We start from the raw sequence: 229 nt of genomic DNA on the forward strand, positions 1-229 counted from the left end.
GTGCTCTTCACCGATCACGTTCGGGTCGATCTGGCGCGACGTCGAGTCGAGCGGGTCGACCGCCGGGTAGATACCAGCGAAGCGATGTCACGCGACAGAACGACGGTTGCGTCCAGGTGGCCGAAGGTCGTCGCCGGCGACGGGTCGGTCAAGTCGTCCGCAGGGACGTACACGGCCTGGACCGACGTAATCGAGCCCTTCTTGGTCGACGTGATGCGCTCTTGCAGCT

General features: G+C 64.6%; 1 pseudogene. It reads right to left on the reverse strand.

What is annotated here, in order from left to right:
• Nucleotides 1-229: pseudogene (locus tag AC1RPV_RS08310) on the reverse strand (F0F1 ATP synthase subunit beta); the annotation flags it as partial.

The organism is Dellaglioa sp. CoH-55-MRSF-9 (assembly GCF_056782155.1).